This is a genomic window from Streptomyces sp. NPDC007907, assembly GCF_042959365.1.
Classification (GTDB): Bacteria; Actinomycetota; Actinomycetes; order Streptomycetales; family Streptomycetaceae; genus Streptomyces; species Streptomyces indiaensis.
In genome coordinates this window covers 622,991-641,541 of sequence record NZ_JBIBKR010000005.1, presented here as the reverse complement: position 1 = coordinate 641,541, position 18,551 = coordinate 622,991, and the positions used below count along the sequence as shown (strand labels likewise).

The following is an 18,551-nucleotide window of genomic DNA, read 5'->3' as shown; positions in this document are numbered from 1 at the left end:
CCTGATCAGGACCCCGGTGCCGATGGTAGCCGGGGCAGTTGGCGTGCTCGGATGCGGGTGCGGACCCTCGGCTGCATGTTGTCCAACGAGGAAGGGCCTTGACCTGAGCCACCGAAAGTCAGCCATGACGGCGGGCGAGCCGAACGAGCACCCGCCACGTGTGCTTCCAGCAACCACCCGCCGGCCTCAACCACGCTTCTTCCAAACGTCACGGCCTGGCCCTCGATCTTGCATGAGCGTTGCCGACATGCCCGGCGACTCCACCGGCCGTGCGGATGTGAGCTGTGGGCGGTCTGGTGGCGCGGTCGAGCTTGACGCGTCCCGGTCTGGTCCTGGTGCTCGGAGTGAGCGCGTTGCTTCCTGGTCTGGTTGTCCGTCCTGGCGGTTGTGCGCGCTGAGCGGCGGGGGGCCGCCGGAGCGGTGGCGGAGACAAGGAGCGGCAGCGGCCACGGGCCGCCAGCGCGCGCGGCCCGCCGTAGGCGGGCCGCCTTGATCCAGTAAAGAAACTCTGAACAGCTCCGCAGGGCAGGGCGATGGTAGATCAGCGAAAGAGCCGCTCAACACCGTGGGGACGCTCAGCGGCTGGGAGGAAGCGCGGAAGCGCGAAACGCATCGACGGCACGGGTGGCAAGCGGGAGACATGGCCGAGCACATAGCGGACGATGAGATGAGGTCGACCAGCATTCACGTCGAAGACGCGGATCAAGTGGCCGCGCTGATCCAAGAGATGCGGGCAACGGTCGGTCGCCTCAGCAAGGAGACCAGGGCACTGCGTGAGGAAGTGGCTCAGTTCAGGACTGCGACTTCGATTGCTGAGACTTCAGCTCCTCGACCTCACGCCGCAATTCCTGATGCTCAGCACTGAGGGAACGAAGCTCGTCACGTAGAGCAGTGAGCATTTCAATGAGGGTGTCCCCGGTGGCTTCAGAGCCGTCGGGGCTTCCCTCCGTCTGTTCTGCCTGCGCGGGCGTCTTGTCCCTGTTGGCGAGGTACCAGGCTGGCGGGGTGTAGCCCACCGAGAACTCGCCGGCGGCGTCATGGTCAGCCACGAAGCTGCCCCGCCCGTGGATCGTGTAGATCAAACCCTCGTCGCGCAGCACGTTGAGCGCGCCCCGCGCGGTCATGTTGGCCACGCCAAAGCGTTCCTGTAGCTCGCGAATGGACGGCATCTGCTCGCCCGGCTTGATCCGCCCCTGCAAGATGTCGCGCCGAAGCTCGTCGGCAGCGTGCTGATACGGCGGCCGACGGTCCTGCTTGCTCTCTGGCGCGGGGCTCATGGCCCAAGGGTAGCGATCCTTAGCACCCCTAGCACACCCCACTGACGTAGGTGGCCTATGTCAGCTGACACCTAGCTCACCCCACACACTTGACAGTGCTAGGTCAGCTATGTTCAATGGTGATCACGCCCCGCCGCCTGGCGGAGCGCAACCGAAAGGAACCAACTCCCATGGCACGCATCCGTGTTGGCCTGCTTCCCACCTCGTCGTTCATGGTCGGAAGCCTGCCGGTGCCGAAGTACGCGGACCAGGAGAAGACGCAGTTCGCCACCGACCGTGAGACCGGCGCGAAGCTCTACACGATCACCCTCTTCTTCATGGAGGAGGGCCGCGCCGAGGCACTGAAGATCACCGTCCCGGAGACCGGTCTCCCTGACGGCCTCAAGCCCGGTGTCCCGGTCATGCCGGTGGAGCTCTTCGCCACCCCTTGGGCGCGAATCTTCAACGGCTCGCTCTCGGACGGCATCGCCTACCGCGCGGACCGGCTGGACCTGATGACCCCGGCTGCTGAAGCGGCGTGAGCGGCACGGCTCCCCGGTCCGGCGCTGAGCGCAACTACCCGTTGTCTCACGCCGGGCCGGATGCCCGATTCACCGAATCCCTCGTGACCTCGGTAGCGGGCGTGCTCGTCGGCTACGGCTATCCCCGTCTCGACACCTCGGCCGACCGGACGGCCCTCGAATCGGCCCTAGCGGCCTTCCTCTACAACCCTCTGGAGCGGGACATATGAACGGTCCGAACGACCCGGCAGAAGGGGCCTTCCACTACGGCTCCCTGGTGGTCAACCTGGCGCTGGTGGTGCTCGTCGGGTGGGCGGTGTGGTGGGTGATCCGCTACCTGCGCGCCGACGCCATGACCCGGCAGTCCATCCGGCAAGCCGTCCGCGTGCGGTGGGGCTGGAAGCGGCTCGCGCCGATGCTCAAGCTGGCGGCCAAGGACAAGACTCCGACCCCGCTCGCGTCGTTGGCGAACACCGACGGCAAGCCGATCAAGCCTCGCGTCCTCATCCCCGCCCTCAAGGTCACGCATGACGCATACGGCGTGATCGCACGGGCGAGTTGCCTGCCCGGCGTGGGCCTGGAGCAGTTCCAGAAGGCGGCCCCGCATCTGGCCGACGCCTGGAGGTGCACGCGGGTCGCGATCACGCAGGACAAGCCTGGACAGGTCGTCATCCGGGGCGTGCGGCTCGATCCGCTCAAGCTCCCCACTGAGCACCGACCCACGGGGGACATGCCGGATGAGACGGCCCGGTGGGACTTGGGCTTGGACGAGTACGCACAGCCGGTCTCGGTAGACCTCACACAGGTGCCTGGAGTGACCGTGGCCGGCCTCCCAGGTTTCGGCAAGACGAGCCTGATCAACCGGCTTCTCTCGGACTGGGCGCCTTCCCCCTGCGTGCAATTCGCCTGCGCGGACGGCAAGGTGTCCGCCGCACACGAAGGTGACTATGCCGACTGGGTGCAGCGCATGTTCGCCTTCGTCGGGGACGACCTGGAAGAGGCCAACAAGCTGTTCCGGGACCTGGTGGAACTGCGGCGCCTCCGGTCTGCCTGGGTACGCAAGGCGCTCGGCGTGAAGTCCATGTGGGATGTCGGTCCGTCGGAGAACTGGCCGCTGGTCGTGCTGGTCATCGACGAAGCACACACGTACTTCCGCGACCACAAGGGCAGCGACCCGACGACCAAGAAGCTCGCCGCTCTCGCTGCGGAGAACGCCCGGCTCGTCGAGGACCTGGTGAAGAAGGGCCGCTCGGTGGGGATGCTCGTCATCCTCGCCACCCAGAAGTCCACCGGCGATGCGATCCCGACCTTCATCCGTGACGTGTGCCCCGTGGGCCTGAGCTTCGCGCAGAAGACGGCTGAGGCCGCTGTCGCCGCGCTGGGCGAGGAGATCCGGGAATGGCCCGATGCCAACCCGATCAACCTTCAGGACCCGACCTATGTCGGCGTCGCCGCGATGAATCACCAGTCGCAGCCCGGCTTCACCCGCATCCGCACCCCGTACGTCTCCGACGCCGACGCAGCCCGAATCGCCGACAGCACCGCCCACCTGGCCGCCAACCCTTCCGCGCTCCTCGAAGCCTTCTTGGGCCCGCGCATGTGGGACGCGGACGTCGACTTGGAGAAACCCGCCGTCGACGCCGCTTGACCCCTGATCTCCGCCCCGTGACACAGCCCCGAAGGGAGGTGAATTCCTTGACAGAGGACCGGATCACTCAGCGCACCATCACCGCCGTGATGATCGTCATCGCCGTGCTGGCGTTCGTCTTCTCCTTTGGCAACGTCTGGTCTCTGGCCCTCCGCCTGGGCGTCCCCTCACCGATCGCGCCGCTCATCGCCCCGATGGTGGATCTCTCCGTGGTCGGCCTGCTGGTCGCCCTGCGCTACCTCTCCTTGCGCGGCCTGCCCGCCGAACAGATGACGGCCGCCACCCGGCTGATGCACTTCTCCGGGCTGCTGACGCTGGCCCTCAACGTCGCCGAACCCATCGCCGCCGGACACTACGGACGTGCAGCCGTGGACGCTGTGGCTCCCCTGCTCCTGCTCGGCTGGGGCGCGGTCGGCCCGCAACTCCTGCGCGCCTTCCACACCGTCACCCGCCCCGCCGACCTGGCCCCCGAAGCAGAAGAGACCGAACCGGCGCCCGAAACGGCCCTGCCCTATGCCCCCGCTGCCGCACCGCTCACCGCTCCGGCCCCGCCTGTCGCGCCGGACCCAGTCCCGACCCCGGCCCCGGTAGCTCCGCGCGTCACCCCGGCTCCCGCACCGCCCGCGCTCAAGGTGCCTGAACCGCTGCTGACCGAAGCGCGCTCCATCGCCGCGTCCCATCACGCCGAACACGGAACAGCGATTACTGCGGCTCAGCTGAAGACGCGACTCGGCATCGGCCTGCCCATGGCCACCGCCCTCCACGCCGCCCTGTAGGGCCGCCCCCGCCGGCCTTCCGGCACCTCCCACCCTCGCCCGCGCCTGGGCCCGACCCGTCATGCCTGCGGGCAGCCGCCCGAGCGCTGATCGCTGCTGCCCGTAGGCCCCACTCTCGCGCCAGAAAGGACCCCCGGCACTCATGCACCGCTCCCTCGACCTGCGGCACGTCGTCAGCCCCGGCCTGCGGGACCTGATCGAGCTGGCCAACACCGACAACTTCGACCGCGTCACCGAACAGGTTCGCGACCTGCGCGGCTGCACCAGCCCCGTCAACCTCCACGGCTGGACAGTCACCACCGACTCGACGACCAAGGAAGTAGTCCGCTCCTACCGCTCGGAAGACGAGCCCTCCGGGCGCCTCCTGACCACCTGCGGCAACCGCCGCGCCTCCCGCTGCCCCGCCTGCTCCCGCGTCTACGCCGCCGACACCTATCACCTGATCAAGGCCGGACTGTCCGGCGGCAAGAACGTCGCCGAAACCGTCCGTGACCATCCCCGCGCCTTCGTCACCCTCACCGCCCCATCCTTCGGCCCCGTCCACAACCGCAAGACCGACAGCTTGGGCAAGACCCGCTCCTGCGGCTGCGGCGCCCACCATGCCGAGGACGACCCGGCGTTGGGCACACCGCTCGACCCAGCCACCTACGACTACTCCGGCGCGGTCCTCTGGAACGCCCACGCCGGGCAGCTGTGGGCACGCTTCACCACGTACCTTCGCCGCGCCCTGGCCCAACACCTCGGCATGACGCAGAAGGCGCTGAACGCCGCGCTCCGCGTCTCCTTCGCCAAGGTTGCCGAGTATCAGAAGCGCGGCCTGGTCCACTTCCACGCCGTGATCCGCTTCGACGGCCCCGACGGCCACACCACCACGCCCCCGCCTTGGGCCACCTTCGACGCCCTCCAGGTCGCCGTGGGCTTGGCGGTCGAGCGGGCCCGGCTCACGGTCGAGTCCGACGCCATCGGCGAGCGCGTGATCAAGTGGGGCGACCGGTTCAAGGTTGACCGGATCTCCGCCTTGGGCGACGGCGAACTCACCGATGCCAAGGTCGCCGGATACGTCGCCAAGTACGCCACCAAGAACGCCGAGGGCGCGGGCACTGTAGACCGCACCCTTATGTGCCGCCCCTGCCATGGACGCGGCTACGTACGAGGTCCAGACGGCTTCCGCGACCTGTGCGACGACTGCGAAGGCACCGGACAGGCCGAACCCATCAAAGCCCTGCCCGTGCACCGGCACGTCCGCCAGATGATCCGGACCGCCTGGGACCTCGGGAACCTGCCGGAGTTCGCCGACCTCAAGCTCTGGAAGTGGGCCCACATGCTCGGCTTCCGCGGCCACTTCTCCAGCAAATCCCGCGCCTACTCCACCACCCTCGGCGCCCTCCGCGACGTCCGCCGCGCCTGGCGCCTCGCCCAAGCCGAAGCAGCCCGCGCCCGCGCCGGCCTCCCCACCACCGACGAGACCACCCTCGTCACCGCCTCCTCGTGGACCTACCTCAGCAGCGGCTACCGCCCCGGCGAAGAACTCCTCGCCGCCCAGGTCCGCCACGACATCGCCGACACCGAACGACGCAAGAGCGAAGGAGACCCCTGGCTGTGATCACTCCGACCAAGGCCGAAAAGCAGACGCTGAAGCTGGTGGAAGCGCTGGCTGAGATCGGAGTCTCCCGCGCCGCCTTCTACCGCATGCGGGCTCGGGGCCAGGCACCCCGGCACATGAAGCTCCCCAACGGCCAGATCCGCATACGCCGGGCCGACCTCGATGCCTGGTTCGACGCCTGCGAGGTGCGGGAAGCGTGCTGACCTACGACGTACAGATCTGGGGCATCCGCAAGCGGCCCAACCGTGCGGCGGCCTACCAACTCCGGTGGCGCGTCGGCCCCCGGCCCTTCTCCAAGAGCTACAAGATCAAGGCTCAGGCCGACGGTCGTCGCTCGGAGCTGCTGACCGCCCTACGCAACCGCGAGCAGTTCGACACGGAGACCGGTCTACCCGCCTCGGAGGTGCAGGCGCTCAACTCCACCACCTGGTACTCCCACACGCGTGCGTACGCCGAGATGAAGTGGCCTAGCGCCTCGGCCAAACACAGGGCGAGCATCGCTGACACGCTGGCCACCATCACGCCGAAGCTGGTCAAGGACAACCGCGGGGCCCCTGCTCCCAAGGTGCTCCGCATAGCGCTCTACTCGTGGGTCTACCGGTTCGTCCTGGGCGACGACGGTGCGCTGAGGCCTCGCCTCGATACCGAGGAACCGCCCGCCGACATCGTGGCCGCGCTGGACTGGATCAGCCGGAAATCCGTGGACATAACCGACCTCAACACACCCTCGGTGGTGCGCACAGCACTCGACGCACTGAGGCTGAAGCAGGACGGCACGGCCGCTGCCGAGAACACGGTGAACCGCAAGCGGACGGTCTTCAGTAACTGTCTCCGGTACGCGGTGGAACGGGAGCTTCTGACGACCTTGCCCCTCGACAAGGTCGACTGGACCCCGCCCGAGACCGACGACGAGATCGACTTCCGATTCGTCCCCGGCCCGAAGCTGGCGAAAGCGCTGATCAACGCTGTCGGCGAACAGGGTGAACGTGGACGGCACCTGAAGGCGTTCTTCGGCTGCCTCTACTACGCGGCCAACCGCCCTGGTGAGGCGGCCAGTCTCCGTGAGAACGACTTCGCCCTTCCCGGGGAGGGCTGGGGCGAAGTCCTGCTCTCCACGAGCATGCCCCGTGTCGGCTCCGGCTGGACCGACACGGGCGAGTCCTTCGATACGCGCGGCCTGAAGAAGCGGGCCCGCAAGGCAACCCGGCCGGTTCCAATCCCGCCCGTCCTGGTGCGCCTGATCCGCGAGCACATCAAGCAGTTCGGCACCGCCGAGGACGGCCGACTGTTCCGTGCCGCCCAGGGCGGCCACCTCCTGTCCAAGGAGTACGGGGAGGTGTGGAAGGTTGCCCGGCTCGCAGTGCTCAGGGAGTCCGAGGCATCCTCGCCGCTGGCTGACGTGCCGTACTCCCTGCGTCATGCGGGGGTCTCGCTCTGGATTGAGTCCGGCGTCTCCCCAGCCGAGGTCGCACGCCGGGCAGGCCACAGCATCGCTGTCCTGTTCCGCTTCTACGCGAAGGCCATACACCGCAGCCAGCAGCGCGCGAATGAACAGATTCAGCGCGCTCTTGAAGCCGCCGAGGAATAGTGCGGTCAACCAAGGCGCCATCCCACCTGCTCAGGAGGGGTGGCGCCTTCGTCACTCACCCCACTACGCCGGGTCGGCTCCGGCCCGCGACCAGCCGAGGATGACGCTCATTGACGCGCCGTAATCACTGATGTCAAAATACGTACAAATCTGACTATATCGGCCCGGTAGTCTCGGAGGCCGAGATGAAGAAACTCGCCGTTGCCCTCAGTGTGCTGACGGCGGTCCTTGTCGGGTGCGCCAATGGCGATGGCGGACAGGCGCCCACAAGCCCGACGACGACTCAGCCCACCACCTCTCCGCCCACTCAAACTCCGAGCACACCTGCTCAGAGCGGAGGCAGGCAGCCTCCCATTCAGAGCGGTGACTGGCGTCTGGACTCGGTCCAGGTGCGAGACAGCGGCCTTGGCGACTTTGCGGGACGTGCGCGGGTCACCTATACCGGGGACAACCCTGATGGCGGGACCAATACGTTCACGATCACCGTGTTCAAGGATGACGAAGACATAGCGAGTCTCAAGGGTTCCGCCAGCGACGTGCCGCCCGGCCGCACTGTCACGGCAGATCTCTTCTCTACCGACAACTTCGTCGCCGGGCCCTACAAGTTCGACTTCCAGAAGGACTTCTGACTTCTGCAGACCGAGCGGTCCGCGTGGACGACCCGTCCGGCCAGAGGCGCCATCTTCACCCCAGGCCGGGGAGAGGGCGGCGCCTTTTGCGCTGTTCTGGGTGTGGTTCACGCTCTGGACCACATAGCGCGCTGACCAGTAGGTATCCGGCTCGTGTCCGCCGAACCTTGGTCCACGCCTGGTCCACACGCAGTGATCCACAACGCGACAGAGCCGGATCAAGGTGAGACAGGTCCCATGCGGAAGGGGCGCCCCTCACTGAGGGACACCCCCTCTGACCAGCACATCTATGACCTGCGCGGAGGCGGTGGGATTTGAACCCACGGTGACATCGCTGCCACGACGGTTTTCAAGACCGTTCCCTTCGGCCGCTCGGGCACACCTCCCCGCGCCGGCCGTGATCGGCGGCGCGGGGACAAGGGTAACGGGTCGGTGCGGGCGGGTGGGGGTCAGTTGTCGCCGACGCGGGAACCGAGCGTGACGTCGACCGTGTGCTGCTTGCCGCCGCGCTCGTAGGTGATCGTGACCTTGTCGCCGGGCTGGTGCGTCCAGATCTCGCCGATCAGGGTCGGGCCGGAGTCGATCACCCGGTCGTCGAGCTTGATGATGACGTCACCGGGCTTGAGACCCGCCTTCGCCGCCGGGCCACCCGGCTCGACCGGGGCCGCGCCGCCCGCGCCCTGGTCGGTGATCTGCGCACCGTCGGAGCTGTCGTCCAGGGACACGGACGCGCCGATCTTCGCGTACACCGGCTTGCCGTTCTTGATCAGCTCCTGGGCAACGTACTTGGCCTGGTTGATCGGGATCGCGAAGCCCAGGCCGATCGAGCCCGACTGCCCGGTGCCGAAGCCGCCGTTGCCGGTGGACTGGATCGCGGAGTTGATGCCGATGACATTGCCCTGCGCGTCCAGCAGCGGACCGCCGGAGTTGCCCGGGTTGATCGAGGCGTCGGTCTGCAGGGCGCTCATGTACGACGCCTGGCTGCCACTGCCGTCACTGGAGGCGACGGGGCGGTTCTTGGCGCTGATGATGCCCGTCGTCACCGTGTCGGACAGACCGAACGGGGCGCCGATCGCGATCGTCGCGTCCCCGACGGCCACCTTGTCCGAGTCGCCGAGGGTGAGCGGCTTCAGATCGGAGGGGGCGTCCTTGAGCTTGATGACGGCCACGTCGTAGCCCTGCGCGTGACCGACCACCTCGGCGTCGTACTTCTTGCCGCTCGGGAAGGTCGCCGTCAGCTTGCCGCCGTCCACCGCGTCCGCCACCACGTGGTTGTTGGTGACGATGTGGCCCTGCTTGTCGAAGACGAAGCCCGTGCCGGTGCCGCCCTCACCGCTGGTGCTCTCGGCCTGGATGGTGACCGTGCTCGGCAGCGCCTTCGCGGCGACACCCGCGGTCGTGCCCGGGTCGCGCTTGACGTCACCGCCGCTCGCCGAGGCCGAGACCGTCGTGGAGCCGGTGCTCTCGTCGTTGTTCTTCGCCAGCACGTAGCCGAGTCCGCCGCCCAGGCCGCCCGCGAGCAGCGCGGCCGCCAGGATCGCCGCGACCAGACCACCGCGCCGGCGGCCGGACGACGGCGCCGGCTGCTGGTACGAAGAGCCCCAGCCCGAGCCGGGCCCGGAGCCGCCGTCGCCGTACGGGGAGGTCGGGGGCGGGGGCGGGGGCCAGGACGGGTCGGGCGCGGAGGAGGAGGGCCCGGGATGGCCGGCGCCGCCCTGGCCCTGAGGGGCCTGCCCCTGGGCGTCCTGTCCGTACGGCCCCTGGTGGGCCTGTGCCTGGGGCGCCGGAGCAGCGGGAGCGTCCACCGGCACGGGGGGTGCGGACGGGGCGGGGGGTACCGCGGTGCCCTCGTTCTCGGTGCTCACAGCTTCTCTCCTAGATCCACGGCCGTTTTCCGGGTCGCACGCGTTCACGCTTTTTCGCGCCGGCCGACGGGTCCGGCGCGATACAGCTGTGCTTGTCCCTATGTATGCCGTCAGCTTTTCCCACCGGCCGTCAGAGCACCATAAGCGGTGGCTGTGCGTCCGAGGCCATTCTTTATATAGGTCATTACTGGCGAAAAGGATGCAATTCCAATGCCTCCGTCCGGACCTGCCTCTCCAGCGAGTCCGTCCGACCGGACGCGTACCCGCACTCGGTGGCACCATGACGCGGTGACCCACGCACGACAGCATGTGATTCAAGTCGTCGCCCACCGCGGAGCCTCCGAGGACGCCCCGGAACACACCCTGGCCGCGTACACCAAGGCGATCGAGGACGGCGCGGACGCCCTCGAATGCGATGTGCGCCTCACCGCCGACGGCCACCTGGTCTGTGTCCACGACCGACGGATCAACCGTACGTCCAACGGCCGCGGCGCGGTCTCCGCCCTGGAGCTCGCCGACCTCGCCGCCCTGGACTTCGGCTCCTGGAAGACGGGCGAGGCCTGGAGGGGCCGCGACGAGGAACCCGACTGGGAGCACCGTCCGGAGGACCGCGAGGCGACGTCCGTCCTCACCCTGGAGCGGCTGCTGGAACTCGTCGCCGACGCCGGGCGCCGCGTGGAACTGGCCATCGAGACCAAGCACCCCACGCGCTGGGCCGGGCAGGTCGAGGACCGGCTGCTGGACCTGCTGAAGCGGTTCGGCCTCGACACCCCGGCCTCCCCGGCGGAGTCGCAGGTCAGGGTCATGAGCTTCTCCGCCCGCTCGCTGCACCGCGTGCGTGCCGCCTCGCCGACGCTCCCGACGGTCTACCTGGCCCAGTTCCTCTCGCCCCGGCTGCGCGACGGACGGCTCCCCCCGGGTGTGCGGATCGCGGGCCCCTCCATCCGCATCGTCCGCAACCACCCCACGTACATCGCACGCCTGAAGCAGGCCGGCCACCAGGTGCACGTGTGGACCGTGAACGAGCCGGGGGACGTGGAGCACTGCGTGGAGCTCGGAGTCGACGCCATCATCACCAACCGCCCACGCGCGGTGCTGGACCAGCTCGGCCGCTGACGCCCGGCCCGGTGTCATCAACCTCTCAAGTCGCACCAGACCCACGCACACCTCTTGACCCACTGCCCCTACAGACGGGATCCTCCACTCTCGGCCACACCGATGATTTCCAGCCATACGGTTACGGGGAGTGCTCCGGCGCGTTCGATCCGTATGCGGTCGTGGTGAGTGCGTCACCGGACGTGGATTGGCCGGTTTCCGGTACAGGCCAATGGGGCATCCACACCGTGGCGTGGGGCGAAGGAGGTCTCGGGGGTGGCGTTGGTGGTGGCACAGGAGGTGCCCACGTCGTCGAGCATGGCCGTACCCCATGGCCCTGCGGGCGTGGGGGAAGCGAGACACCGGATGCGTACACAGTTGCGCAGAGGTGGAGTCGCGGAATCGGTCATCGACGACGCCGTACTGATCCTTTCCGAACTCTTGAGCAACGCCTGCAAGCACGGCAGACCCCTGGGCGACGCCCTCTCCGGTGACGGCGACGTCCGGGCCGCGTGGCGCGTGGAGCCCGCCGGCCGGCTCGTCGTGGAGGTCACGGACGGCGGCGGCCCGACCCGCCCCGCCCCCGCGACCCCCTCGGTCACGGCGCACGGCGGCCGCGGGCTGAACATCATCACCGCGCTCGCCGACGACTGGGGCGTGCGCGACGACATCCGCGGTGAGGTCACCGTGTGGGTCATCGTCCACGACGACGTGCACGACCCGGACGCGGGCCACCGCCGCGACGACTTCGCGACGCGCGTCGCCGCCCCCGCGGTCTCCGGGATACCCGGGCTCGATTTCGCGGACGCCTTCGACGACCTGGACTGAGCCACGACGAGTCCGACGGGGACCCACGGCACTCCGACCGGGCCGTGGCACGGACGGGATGGGTGTGCGCCGCGTCGGTCCTGGTGTCGTCCACGGCCCGGGTGTCGTCCACAGGAGCCCGTGCCCCGGAGCGCGAACGGCTAGGCTCGCGACCGTACGAGACGAGCCGTAACCGGGAGACCCATCGTGGCCAAGAAGCGACCTCAGACGAAGGCCAAGCGCCCGCAGACCACGGGCGGGGCCCGCACCGTCGGTGCCGAGGAAGACGTCCCGGTCGTCGGCGCTCGTGAGCCCTGCCCCTGCGGCAGCGGCCGCCGCTACAAGGCCTGTCACGGCCGCGCCGCCTCGCACGCCGCGACCGAACTGGTGCACCGCCCCTTCGAGGGCCTGCCCGGCGAGTGCGACTGGGTGGCCCTGCGCGAGCTGGTCCCGGCGGCGACGGTCGAGCTGAAACTCAAGGACGGCCTGCCCGAGGGCGTCCCGGCGGTCACGCTGGCCACGGTCCTTCCCATGGCCTGGCCGGCTCTGCGCCGTGACGACGGCTCGGTCCTGCTCGGCCTGCAGAACGACACCTCCTCCGGCGACATCAGCCGCGACCTCGCCGACACCCTCCAGCGCGCCCTGGAAGCCCAGCCCGGCACGCCCGTCCAGGGTCGCCGCGCCCCGGCCGACAGCCCTCGGCTGCAGGATCTGCTCGACCCCGAGGGCGCGTTCGAGCCAGAAGTGCACAGCGGCTTCGAGTTCTGGGTGCCGGACCCGGAGAACGCCACGCCCGACGTGACCGCCTCCCTGGAGCGGGCCAACGCCGCGGCCATCCCGACCGTCAAGCTCCAGGGCGTGGACGCCGCGTACTGGTGCGAGACGCCGGAGAAGAACCATCTGCGGTGGGTCATGCCGCACGCCGAGGAGCGGCTGCTGGACGCCCTCGCCCGGCTGCACGCCGCGGGCCGTTCCAGCCTCGGCGAAGGGACCCGCCTGGTGGGCTCCTTCCGCGCCCACGGGCTCACGGTGCCGGTGTGGGACCTGCCCAGCGGGGTCACCGCCGAGGACGTGGAGAAGCCCGCGGCCGAGTTCGCCGAGCGTCTCGCGGCCGCCCTGGCGACGGACGCGCCCCTCACCGCGGACGAGCGCCGCGCTCGCGGCGGCCTCACCAACCGGCAGGTCACACTCAGCTGACGCCGGGCCGCGTTCGGCCGGCCGGCCCACCGGCCGGCCGGTTTCTCACGACCCGTGGGCCACAACTCCCCACTGGGACAAGCCAGTCGGTGACCGGAAAGGCGAGTTCGAATTTGCGAACCGCCGATCTCTTGTTACCGTTCCTGTAGCCCGGTTGCTGGTGCATCCCCCGTCGCCAGCAACCGGGTCTTTGCGTCCCCGCTTCCGCGCACGGAACGCGGCCGTTTCCCAACCGGCCGTTCGCGGACGCTAGTTGCTCCCGGATCGCAGCAGCATCGGCCCGCGGCCGCCCCGCTCGGCGAACTCCACGACGGCCGTGTACGCCGCCGGATACCCGCGTGCGGGCTCCCGGGGCGTCTCGCAGGTCCCCGGCTCGTCCCCCGCCCCCACGGCACACGTCATCCGCACACCGCGGCCGCCGGGGCCCATCAGGCTCAGTACGGCGTCCAGCGCCTCACCCGTCGCATTGCGGTAGTACGTGCGCGCCCAGGTCTGCGCACCCTGCGTCACCACGCACGTCTGCGCCTCGATCCCGTCGGGCGAGGAGAGTTCGGGCCCGCAGCGCGCAGCGGTCGACAGACCCTGGCCGAGCACCGGCAGGCCGGGGGCGGCGGGCACCCCGGGTGCCTTGTCGTCGTCGCGCGAAGAAGGGCGTGCCGCGGCGGAGCCGGTCAGGGAAGCGTCGGCCCCCGCCGAACCCCCGGCCCGCTGGGAACGCGCAGCCCGCTCGGCCCCCTCCGAGCCCGCGGACGCCACCGCCAGCGGCAGTGCGATCGCACACGCCGCCATGACACCCGCGAGGGCGAACAGTCGGGTTCTTCTGGGGTCCCGGGAGCGGCCCCGGGCGTGACGCCGCATGGTTCCGGAACTTAACGCGCCGGGGCGGGCGCCGGGCTCGGCGCGCCCGACAGCCCTAGAACTCGGGCGCGCTCACACCCGTACGAGTGAGGGCTTCGACCACGGCGTCCACCACGGCCTCGACATCGGGCACCCAGGGTGAGGCCGAGCCGGGCAACGGCGCACGCTCCCAGCGGATCTCGCCCTGGCCCGTCTCGGAGGGCGGCAGGGCCAGGTAGCCGCCCTCGCCGTGGAAACGGAGCGAGCCGGGCACGAAGTCCTTGGCGTAGAGCAGTTCCCCGAGCTGCTCCATGGAGTACGGCTTGACGAGGATCGCCCAGCGGGCGGGGGAGGCGACGACCGGGCCGAGCCGCATGCCCATCTGGTCGAGCGCCTTCAGCGCGCGGGCGGCCGGCAGGGCCGGCAGCGAGACCGCGCACGGGGCGTGACCGCCGGTGGCCAGGACGATCGGAGCCGTCGGCCGGTTGCCCCACCACCAGCGCACCATGCGTCCGTCGGTGGTGGCCGCGAGGAGGCCGGGGTCGAAGGGGTGCGCACCGGGCACCGTGCAGTCGGGGTCGGGGCAGCTGCAGCGGGAGTGTGCCCGCGGGTCCGCCGCCACACCCGGCAGTACGGGCCACCGCCATTGCGTCGCGTAGGTCAGGGCCGCGCCGATCGGCTCAGGCTTCCCGTCGCTGCTCTGGGACAAGAGCCTGCGTCGCCTTCCGAGGATCTCGCGCATGAGCGCTCGTTCCTTTCCGTTGCACGCCTGGCAACACCGTGGTCCACATCACATCATGTGTCGATCACTTCACTGTGCGTACCTGTTGGCGCATCACACCCCTGCTTGAAGCAAGGGGAACCCCTATGGGTCGAGCATCGGGCTGCCTCCGCGGCCGTCCCGCCCTTACTGCGTCTGTCGAAAGCACGGGCGTGGCGTAGGGGTGGCGAAGTATGGCGTTTGCCGTCGCGCGTATTTCTCTCCGCCTCCGCCACGGGAGGATGGGGCACGGTCGTCGGTGGATAGGACGCCCGGTTCCGTCACCAGGTTCCGGGTGGTTCTCAACCACCCCTGGCCTTCACCGAGTACGTACCCATCACAACCGTTGTGACGCTCCGTCGAGCAAGCCCAGTCGACCGCAATAAGCCGTCCCTTGAGGCAGTTTTAAGCCAACTTTGCATTTCCGCAAGGGGAAGGAGAGTTGTTCCCTCGCACCTCACGGACACCAGGAATCCCGGCAGGACAATGCTGGACATCTCCTCACGAGTGCGTGTACATGTGGAGACACTGCTAGCGACGCAGAATGACATGGGGGTTTGCGATGCTTTTGAGCAGTACGTGCCGGTGGGAAGGCCGGACGCCATGAACGCTCCGCACCCTCCGAAAGTGGCCGGAATCGATTCAACGGTTCCCGCTCCCGCACACACTGTCGCGCCCGCGACGCCGGGCTCGTCCCCGGCCTCTCCCGCGAACCCCCCGGCCCCCGCCGGCGCAGTACTCCAGGACCGTCTCGCCGGCTGGGTCTCCGACCTCACGACCCTGCACGAGCTCACCGAACGCCTGGTCCGCACGGCCACGCTCGACGAGGCGCTCCATGAACTGCTGCGGGCCGGCGCCGCCCTGGTCGGTGCCCGGCGCGGCCTCGTCGTCCTGGAACCCGGCGACGGACTCGGCCCCGACACCACCATCGGACTGGGCCTCGCACGCGCCGATCTCGGCCACATCGAGACAGTGCCGCGCAGCGCCCTGTCCTACGGCCGCATCCTCGACGGGCTGCCGGGCGGCGAGTGCGGCATCGCCGTCCCCGACCTCTTCGCCGAAGAGGGACTCGACCCCCGCCACCGCGAGGTCGCGGCCCGCATCGGCTACGCCGCCAGCTACGCCCTCCCCCTGACCGCCGACACCGCCGCCCGCCTCGGCGCCGCCGTGTGGCTCTACGACGAGCCCGCCGAACCGGGCGAGCGGCAGCGCCATCTGGTCGGCCTCTACGCGCGGTACGCCGCCGAGCACCTGGCCCGCCTCCTCGAACTGGAACGCACCCGCACGTCCATGGCCACGATGTCGGACGAACTGCTGCCCGCGCGGCTGCCCCGGGTGGCCGGCGTCCAGCTCGCGGCCCGGCACCGCACCGGCCCGCACGGCGGTGGCGACTGGTACGACGCGCTGCCGCTGCCCGACGCCGCCCTCGGTCTCGCCGTCGGATCCGTCACGGGCTCGGGCCCCAGCGCGGTCGCCGCGATGGGACGGCTGCGGGCCTCGCTGCGCGCGTACGCCGTCATGGAAGGGGAGGACCCGGTCGCCGTCCTGTCCGACCTGGAGCTGCTGCTGCGGCTGACCGAACCGGCCCGCTCGGCCACCGCGCTGTTCGGCTACTGCGAACCGGCCGCACGCAAGATCACGCTGGCCGGGGCCGGGCACAGCCCGCCGCTGCTCGTCGGACAGCGCCGCACCGAGTTCGTGGAGACGTCCGTCTCGGCTCCGCTGGGCATGCTCGCCTGCTGGGAGGCGCCGAGCGTGGAGATCCTCGCCGAGCCCGGAGAGACGGTTCTGCTCTACACCGACGGGCTGCTGCACCGCACCGGCGAGGCCACCGACCGCGCCTTCGCCCGCCTGCACGCGGCGGCGGCCTCGGTGCCCCGCGCCCTGCGCGGCGACCCGGGCGCCATCGCCGACCACGTCGTGCGCAGCGTGCTGCCCGACGGGCTGGACGCGGCCGACGGTGCGGAGGACGTCGTCCTGCTGGCGGTCCGCTTCGAGTAACGCTCCTCGTCATCGCCCTGGGGCCGCTTCCGCGCCGCCGTACAGTGGAGGACGGTCCAGTGCCGTATCGAGGAGGATGACCGTGGCCGAGGAGCTCACACCGGCGATCCCGGACGAGAGCGAAGAGCCGATCAAGCAGCGGAAGAACGGACTGTACCCGGGCGTGTCCGACGAGCTGGCCGAGAACATGAAGAGCGGCTGGGCCGACACCGAGCTGCGCGACCTCGAGCCCATCCCCCAGGCCGCGGAGACCGCCGCCCGCCGGGCCGCGCTCTCCGCGCGCTTCCCGGGTGAGCGGCTGGTGATCCCGGCGGGCAACCTGAAGACCCGCTCGAACGACACCGAGTACGCCTTCCGCGCCTCCGTCGAGTACGCCTACCTCACCGGCAACCAGACCGAGGACGGCGTCCTGGTCCTGGAGCCCACGGACGAGGGCCACGAGGCGACGATCTACCTGCTGCCCCGCTCCGACCGCGAGAACGGCGAGTTCTGGCTGGACGGCCAGGGCGAGCTGTGGGTCGGCCGCCGGCACTCCCTCACCGAGGCCGAGAAGCTGTACGGCATCCCCGCCTCCGACGTGCGCGAGCTGGCCGGCGCCCTGCGCGAGGCCACCGGCCCGGTGCGAGTGGTGCGCGGCTACGACGCCGGCATCGAGGCGGCCCTGACCGACAAGGTCACCGCCGAGCGCGACGAGGAGCTGCGGGTCTTCCTCTCCGAGGCGCGGCTGGTCAAGGACGAGTTCGAGGTCGGCGAGCTGCAGAAGGCGGTCGACTCGACCGTGCGCGGCTTCGAGGACGTGGTGAAGGTCCTCGACAAGGCCGAGGCGACCTCCGAGCGCTACATCGAGGGCACGTTCTTCCTGCGTGCCCGCGTGGAGGGCAACGACGTCGGCTACGGCACGATCGCCGCAGCCGGTCCGCACGCCTGCACACTGCACTGGGTGCGCAACGACGGAGCCGTGCGCTCGGGCGAGCTGCTGCTGCTCGACGCGGGTGTGGAGACGCACACCTACTACACGGCCGACGTGACGCGCACGCTGCCGATCAACGGACGGTTCAGCGATCTCCAGCGCAAGATCTACGACGCCGTGTACGAGGCCCAGGAGGCCGGGATCGCCGCGGTGAAGCCGGGCGCGAAGTACCGCGACTTCCACGACGCCGCCCAGCGCGTGCTGGCCGAGAAGCTCGTCGAGTGGGGGCTCGTCGAGGGGCCCGTGGAGCGAGTGCTGGAGCTGGGGCTCCAGCGGCGGTGGACGCTGCACGGCACGGGTCACATGCTCGGCATGGACGTGCACGACTGCGCGGCCGCACGGGTCGAGACGTACGTCGACGGCACGCTGGAGCCGGGCATGTGCCTCACGGTCGAGCCCGGGCTGTACTTCCAGGCGGACGACCTCACCGTGCCCGAGGAGTACCGGGGCATCGGGGTGCGGATCGAGGACGACATCCTCGTCACCGAGGACGGCAACCGGAATCTCAGCGCGGCGCTGCCTCGGCGGTCCGACGAGGTCGAGGCGTGGATGGCGTCCGTCAAGGGCTGAGTGCCGTCAGTGGGAGCGTGGGGGCTGTTCGCGCCCTCGCGGCGGAGCCGCGCAGTGACTCAGCCCCGCGCCCCCGCACGGTCCACGGCGTCAAAGAACAGGGCGCCTGTGAGCAGAGGTGCGCTGCCTCTCGGGGCGGGTGGCCGTCACGGTGAGCAGAGCGTCCAGCCGGGCCTGGGCCTCTGTGGCGCCCCGGGCTTGGGCACCAGGGCCGGCTGCCCGACCAGGGCGTCGACGGCGGCCTGCGCGAGGTGCCCCAAAGGGGCGCGGGGAACTGCGCGACCAGCCACACAGGACCCGCGCCAGCCCACGGCGATCCCGTGGCATTCACCCTCGCGGCCCATCCTCGGAGGCGTCCGACCGGTCGGTCAAGAAACAGCAGGTCAGCGCCAGTTGAGGTATGAGATCATGGCCGACCTTGCCGGTCC

General features: G+C 69.9%; 17 protein-coding genes and 1 tRNA gene. 13 read left to right on the top strand and 5 right to left on the bottom strand.

The features are described from left to right. Positions 1–791: 791 nt before the first annotated feature. The gene (locus ACFZDI_RS23705; RefSeq protein ID WP_391253029.1) at positions 792–1,277 is read right to left on the bottom strand and encodes a GntR family transcriptional regulator; all 486 of its coding nucleotides are present in this window, start codon (positions 1,275–1,277) and stop codon (positions 792–794) included. 170 nt (positions 1,278–1,447) lie between these two features. Between ACFZDI_RS23705 and ACFZDI_RS23700 the strand changes: the two genes are divergently transcribed. The 8 genes from ACFZDI_RS23700 (at position 1,448) to ACFZDI_RS23665 (ending at position 8,021) form a co-directional block, all read left to right on the top strand. Further along, positions 1,448–1,798, top strand: coding sequence for a hypothetical protein (locus ACFZDI_RS23700; protein ID WP_391253026.1), 351 nt, complete (start codon positions 1,448–1,450; stop codon positions 1,796–1,798). An 83-nt stretch (positions 1,799–1,881) separates the two neighbouring features. Then, on the top strand, positions 1,882–2,007 hold the full coding sequence (locus ACFZDI_RS23695; protein ID WP_391253024.1) for a hypothetical protein: 126 nt from the start codon (positions 1,882–1,884) through the stop codon (positions 2,005–2,007). Next, entirely contained in the window at positions 2,004–3,425 is a 1,422-nt protein-coding gene (locus tag ACFZDI_RS23690) for a cell division protein FtsK (RefSeq protein WP_391253022.1), read from the top strand. The genes ACFZDI_RS23695 and ACFZDI_RS23690 overlap by 4 nt, the downstream gene beginning before the upstream one ends. Positions 3,426–3,472: 47 nt before the next feature. Further along, entirely contained in the window at positions 3,473–4,201 is a 729-nt protein-coding gene (locus ACFZDI_RS23685; protein WP_391253020.1) for a DUF2637 domain-containing protein, read from the top strand. A gap of 142 nt (positions 4,202–4,343) precedes the next feature. Beyond that, positions 4,344–5,804, top strand: coding sequence for a replication initiator (locus tag ACFZDI_RS23680; protein ID WP_391253018.1), 1,461 nt, complete (start codon positions 4,344–4,346; stop codon positions 5,802–5,804). After that, positions 5,801–6,007, top strand: a complete 207-nt coding sequence (locus ACFZDI_RS23675; protein WP_031104043.1) for an AlpA family transcriptional regulator — start codon at positions 5,801–5,803, stop codon at positions 6,005–6,007. Before ACFZDI_RS23680 ends, ACFZDI_RS23675 begins: the two co-directional genes overlap by 4 nt. Further along, entirely contained in the window at positions 6,001–7,392 is a 1,392-nt protein-coding gene (locus tag ACFZDI_RS23670; protein WP_391253016.1) for a tyrosine-type recombinase/integrase, read from the top strand. Before ACFZDI_RS23675 ends, ACFZDI_RS23670 begins: the two co-directional genes overlap by 7 nt. A 185-nt stretch (positions 7,393–7,577) precedes the next feature. Beyond that, on the top strand, positions 7,578–8,021 hold the full coding sequence (locus ACFZDI_RS23665; RefSeq protein ID WP_391253014.1) for a hypothetical protein: 444 nt from the start codon (positions 7,578–7,580) through the stop codon (positions 8,019–8,021). A gap of 299 nt (positions 8,022–8,320) precedes the next feature. Here the strand turns inward: ACFZDI_RS23665 and ACFZDI_RS23660 are convergent. After that, positions 8,321–8,407: transfer RNA gene (locus ACFZDI_RS23660), tRNA-Ser, on the bottom strand. A gap of 63 nt (positions 8,408–8,470) precedes the next feature. Then, positions 8,471–9,886, bottom strand: coding sequence for a trypsin-like peptidase domain-containing protein (locus ACFZDI_RS23655; protein ID WP_391253012.1), 1,416 nt, complete (start codon positions 9,884–9,886; stop codon positions 8,471–8,473). A 288-nt stretch (positions 9,887–10,174) separates the two neighbouring features. Here ACFZDI_RS23655 and ACFZDI_RS23650 point away from each other — a divergent pair, with 288 nt between their 5' ends. From ACFZDI_RS23650 to ACFZDI_RS23640, 3 genes are all read left to right on the top strand, one after another. Next, a complete protein-coding gene (locus tag ACFZDI_RS23650; protein ID WP_391253010.1) occupies positions 10,175–11,002 on the top strand; it encodes a glycerophosphodiester phosphodiesterase family protein in 828 nt (275 codons plus the stop codon). Positions 11,003–11,170: 168 nt separating this feature from the next. Beyond that, the gene (locus ACFZDI_RS23645) at positions 11,171–11,809 is read left to right on the top strand and encodes an ATP-binding protein (protein ID WP_234750409.1); all 639 of its coding nucleotides are present in this window, start codon (positions 11,171–11,173) and stop codon (positions 11,807–11,809) included. Between the two features lie 186 nt (positions 11,810–11,995). Next, positions 11,996–12,985: a DUF5926 family protein gene (locus ACFZDI_RS23640; protein ID WP_234750408.1), complete on the top strand. Its 990-nt coding sequence runs from the start codon at positions 11,996–11,998 to the stop codon at positions 12,983–12,985. A gap of 249 nt (positions 12,986–13,234) precedes the next feature. On the opposite strand, the gene ACFZDI_RS23635 is transcribed toward ACFZDI_RS23640, so the two are convergent. Next, the gene (locus ACFZDI_RS23635; protein ID WP_391253007.1) at positions 13,235–13,843 is read right to left on the bottom strand and encodes a hypothetical protein; all 609 of its coding nucleotides are present in this window, start codon (positions 13,841–13,843) and stop codon (positions 13,235–13,237) included. A 55-nt stretch (positions 13,844–13,898) separates the two neighbouring features. Then, positions 13,899–14,564: a bifunctional DNA primase/polymerase gene (locus ACFZDI_RS23630; RefSeq protein WP_234750405.1), complete on the bottom strand. Its 666-nt coding sequence runs from the start codon at positions 14,562–14,564 to the stop codon at positions 13,899–13,901. 504 nt (positions 14,565–15,068) lie between these two features. Between ACFZDI_RS23630 and ACFZDI_RS23625 the strand changes: the two genes are divergently transcribed. Both ACFZDI_RS23625 and ACFZDI_RS23620 read left to right on the top strand, forming a co-directional pair. Then, positions 15,069–16,583, top strand: a complete 1,515-nt coding sequence (locus ACFZDI_RS23625) for a SpoIIE family protein phosphatase (protein ID WP_391253004.1) — start codon at positions 15,069–15,071, stop codon at positions 16,581–16,583. A 76-nt stretch (positions 16,584–16,659) separates the two neighbouring features. After that, a complete protein-coding gene (locus tag ACFZDI_RS23620; RefSeq protein ID WP_234750402.1) occupies positions 16,660–18,123 on the top strand; it encodes an aminopeptidase P family protein in 1,464 nt (487 codons plus the stop codon). The last annotated feature ends 428 nt before the right edge of the window (positions 18,124–18,551 follow it).

What these genes read in the sequence shown, in the direction of transcription:
- ACFZDI_RS23705 (WP_391253029.1), bottom strand. Translation starts at nt 1,277, where the DNA reads ATGAGCCCCGCGCCAGAGAGCAAGCAGGACCGTCGGCCGCCGTATCAG.
- ACFZDI_RS23700 (WP_391253026.1), top strand. Translation starts at nt 1,448, where the DNA reads ATGGCACGCATCCGTGTTGGCCTGCTTCCCACCTCGTCGTTCATGGTC.
- ACFZDI_RS23690 (WP_391253022.1), top strand. Translation starts at nt 2,004, where the DNA reads ATGAACGGTCCGAACGACCCGGCAGAAGGGGCCTTCCACTACGGCTCC.
- ACFZDI_RS23680 (WP_391253018.1), top strand. Translation starts at nt 4,344, where the DNA reads ATGCACCGCTCCCTCGACCTGCGGCACGTCGTCAGCCCCGGCCTGCGG.
- ACFZDI_RS23665 (WP_391253014.1), top strand. Translation starts at nt 7,578, where the DNA reads ATGAAGAAACTCGCCGTTGCCCTCAGTGTGCTGACGGCGGTCCTTGTC.
- ACFZDI_RS23635 (WP_391253007.1), bottom strand. Translation starts at nt 13,843, where the DNA reads ATGCGGCGTCACGCCCGGGGCCGCTCCCGGGACCCCAGAAGAACCCGA.
- ACFZDI_RS23630 (WP_234750405.1), bottom strand. Translation starts at nt 14,564, where the DNA reads ATGCGCGAGATCCTCGGAAGGCGACGCAGGCTCTTGTCCCAGAGCAGC.
- ACFZDI_RS23625 (WP_391253004.1), top strand. Translation starts at nt 15,069, where the DNA reads ATGCTGGACATCTCCTCACGAGTGCGTGTACATGTGGAGACACTGCTA.
- ACFZDI_RS23620 (WP_234750402.1), top strand. Translation starts at nt 16,660, where the DNA reads ATGACCGTGGCCGAGGAGCTCACACCGGCGATCCCGGACGAGAGCGAA.